The sequence below is a fragment of the Streptomyces sp. genome (assembly GCF_019510245.1).
GTDB lineage: Bacteria > Actinomycetota > Actinomycetes > Streptomycetales > Streptomycetaceae > Streptomyces.
Map to the genome: position 1 here is coordinate 1 of NZ_JAEKKT010000003.1, position 3,367 is coordinate 3,367.

3 protein-coding genes and 1 pseudogene are annotated in these 3,367 nt (G+C 70.7%); 1 reads left to right on the top strand and 3 read right to left on the bottom strand.

Annotated features, from left to right (window positions below):
* Positions 1–905: pseudogene (locus JF597_RS00060) on the bottom strand (hydrolase); the annotation flags it as partial.
* A gap of 232 nt (positions 906–1,137) precedes the next feature.
* Here JF597_RS00060 and JF597_RS00065 point away from each other — a divergent pair.
* Positions 1,138–1,356: a dioxygenase gene (locus JF597_RS00065; protein WP_293986447.1), complete on the top strand. Its 219-nt coding sequence runs from the start codon at positions 1,138–1,140 to the stop codon at positions 1,354–1,356.
* 745 nt (positions 1,357–2,101) lie between these two features.
* Here the strand turns inward: JF597_RS00065 and JF597_RS00070 are convergent.
* A complete protein-coding gene (locus tag JF597_RS00070) occupies positions 2,102–2,884 on the bottom strand; it encodes an IclR family transcriptional regulator (RefSeq protein WP_293986449.1) in 783 nt (260 codons plus the stop codon).
* A 7-nt stretch (positions 2,885–2,891) separates the two neighbouring features.
* A complete protein-coding gene (locus tag JF597_RS00075; RefSeq protein ID WP_293986451.1) occupies positions 2,892–3,188 on the bottom strand; it encodes a hypothetical protein in 297 nt (98 codons plus the stop codon).
* Positions 3,189–3,367 lie beyond the last annotated feature (179 nt).

Here is a 3,367-nt window from a genome sequence, read left to right on the forward strand (position 1 = left end):
TCGACCTCGATGCCGTTGACCGTGGTGGTGACGGTGAGGCCCACGGCCTTGACCTGGACGGTGTGGTCGCGGGTGGCCCAGGTGTTGTTGCTCAGGCCGGTCGAGGCGGGGAGGGTGACCGTCGCGACGGGGACGGTGCGGGTGCCCGAGGTGGTGGGGTTGGTCTCGCTCTGGGGGTCGTAGTGGTTCACGCCCCAGTCCGGCTCGGAGGTGCCGTCGTCGATCCAGGTGTTGCCGGCGTAATGGCGGGTCGTCATGACGAGCTGCATGTCGTCGCCGCTCTGCCGGATGGTCCAGTTCAGGCCCTCGCCCCAGGTCTTGCCGATCGGTTCGGCGCGCAACAGCAGGGACAGGCCGGCGGTGGGGTCTGTGCCGCCGCGGAAGACGACGGTCGCGGTGAGGTCCCGCCAATCGTGGTCCTGGGGCTGACGCCCGCCGATCCACTGCGCACCCGACCAGCCCTTGTCGCCCTTCGCCAGACCCGTCTCCCACCTCGCGGGCTCGCTCCACGGGCCGGGGGTGCCCTTCTCGTCCCAGGTCCGCACCCGCCAGAAGTACGCCCGCTCCGCGGTCAGTACCCCGCCGCCGTAAGCGACTGCGGTGCTGTCGGAGCTCGCCACCTTGCCACTGCGCCAGACGTCCGCGGTGCCGGGGCCGGTGCCGACCCGGATCTCGTACGCGCTCTGCCTGGCGACCGGGGGAACCCAGCTGAAGGTCGGCTCGGTCTCGGTGCCCAGCGGCTCGGTGCGGGAGTTGACCTGCAACCGGGCCGGTGCGGCAGCCTGTCCACCGGCCGCCCTGGCCTGCGGTGCGGCGGCGAGCGGGAGGGAGGCTCCGGCCGCCGCCGCGGTCATGATGCCGATCAAGTGCCGGCGGCTCAGGGCACCTCTGTTGTCCTCGTCCACGGATCGTTCCTTTCGTGAGCAGAAGGAATTGAAACGATTCAATACCTTCCAAGTGGAAAGCTTACGAATGCCGTGGGCGAAGCACAATGGTTCGGTGCAGGGTGATACCCCTTGCGGCGCCCCGATGTTCACTGGCCGGACAGGGGCGGTGTGCGGACAGAACGGCCTTCGGATACTCGCGCGTGGCTGCTTGCCGCGGGTCGGCAGGCGACCGTGACGAGGGGACGCCGACGTGATCATCCAGGACGAGACCCAGCTCACCGCGGCGGTGCTCGCCGAGACCGAGCGGGCCGGGGACCCGCGCGTCAAGGAGATCACCCAGGCGCTGGTGCGCCATCTGCACGGTTTCGTCCGCGAAGTACGGCTGACCGAGAAGAAGTTCGACGCCGTCATCGCCATCGGGGCGAAGTCGGTGTCCCGCACCGGTGCGGACTGCGCGGCTGCGGTGTAGGCCTCGGGGCGCAGGGTGTACGGCGGCCGGCCGGCGCAGGCCGCATCGACGGCGGCGCGCAGCGGGGCAGGGCCGCAGCAGTACACCTTGGTGTCCGGCCTCGGCGCGCCCAGCCAGGCCATCGGGTCCAGCAGCCCGAGTTCGTTCTGCGGGATGGCATGGACCCGCTCGCCGTAGGCCGCCGTGAGCTTCGCGCAAAGGGCCATCGACGACCATGTTCGCCCGCTGTACAGCAACTGCCAGCCCGCGCCGAGTAGTTCGGCCTGACGCACCATGGGCAGCAGCGGGGTGATGCCGATCCCGCCCGCGATGAAGAGGTACTTCTCCGATGGCACGAGGGGGAAGTGATTGCGCGGGGCGCCGACACCGACGCAGTCTCCCGGACGCAGCCGGTCGTGCACGTGGGCGGATCCTCCCGGCCCGCGGGCTCCCTCAGCACGGCGATCCGGTAGGCGTGCGCCTCCCACCGGTCGCCGCACAGCGACTACTACCGGGTCGTCCCGTCCGGCAACACCAGGTCGATGTGCGATCCCGGCGTCCAGTCCGGCAGCCGGGCGCCGTCCGGGTGGGTGAGGGTGAGTGACACGATTCCCTCGGCGACTTGCTCCTTCGCGGAGACTGTCAGTCCCGGACCCGCGCCGGGCCCGGCGTCCGCATCCGCACAGGTTCCGACCACCTTGTCGCCTCCGGTCGTTGAGGTTGCCCGCAGGACGCGCGGCGACGGGAGACGGCCGTGACGGCATTCTCAATCCGTAAGAAACGAATCCTTGAGAGACGAACTTCCGCCGGCTCCCAGCGCGCGGGAGACACCACGTGCCGCCGTCCGCACCACGGGTACGACGGACGAACCCCCCGCCTCGTTGGGCACGATCACCGCCAGCGCGGCCACCACGTCACCGCGCGCGTTCCGCACCGGAGCCGCGATACCCAGCGCGTCCGGGTGGACGTAACCCGGGCAGTACGCGTACCCCTGCCGGCGGACCTCGGCCAGAACGGCCCGCAGGCGCGCGGCGGTGGCTGGAGTGTCCGGGGTGTAGCACTCCAGAGGCCCGTCGAGCACCCGTTCCCTCAGGTCGGCGGGCCCGTGGGCGAGCAGGACCAGGCCGCTGGAGGAGGCGTGCAGGGGCAGGCGGCCCGCGATGCGGGTGTAGTTGATGACGGCCGCCGGTGCGGTCAGCCGTTCCAGGAACAGCACCTCGTCGCCGTCCAGCACACCTAGCTGCACATGGTGGCCCACGACGTCATGGACGCCCTCCATGAACGGCATCGCCGCATTCCGCAGCGACAGGGAGGGCGAGGCCCTGGTGGCCAGCTCCCACAGGCGCATACCGATCCGCACCCGGCGGTCGTCGTCCCGGGTCAGGAAGCCGTACGACGCCAGCTCGGCCACGAGTCGCGACGCGGTCGCCACGTGCAGCCCCGTTCGCCGGGAGATCTCGGAGACGGTCAGGGCCGGCTCCTCCGGCGTGAACGCCTCGAAGATGCGTACGGCCCTCGCCAGCACCGAGTCACCGTTCTGTGTCCTCACCCGGCCATCATCGGGTCCCTTCCCGGCACTTCAAGCCGGCGTTCGTCGCCGGGCGGTTCGACGGGCGATGGCGCTGCGCCGCCCGTGTCTCGACATGCTGAACGTCGCCGACGTCCCGTTGCCCGAGCAGGCGCCCGCAGAGGTCGTCGTCGAGTCGAGGTGCATGCCGTAACCCGGCCCGTGGTGCCGCCACGCCCGTCACCGCGTGCGGCACCAACCGCCACCCGGCCCACGAGGCGAACCCCTCCTCCAGGCGTTCCGCCATCTCCCCCACACACAGCATCGCCGCCTCGACCGGATCCACGAACACGACCGAAGCAACCGGCCTGTGTCTCCAACAGCTCGGCAACCGGACTGCGGCCGTCATTGCCGGAACGGCAGCTACGCCGGCGGGATTCCGAGTCGTTCCCCGAGCTCGTGGGCGCTGATGCCGTACGTCTCCCGGATCCGTACGCCGTCGGCGCCGACGTCGAAGACGCCGTG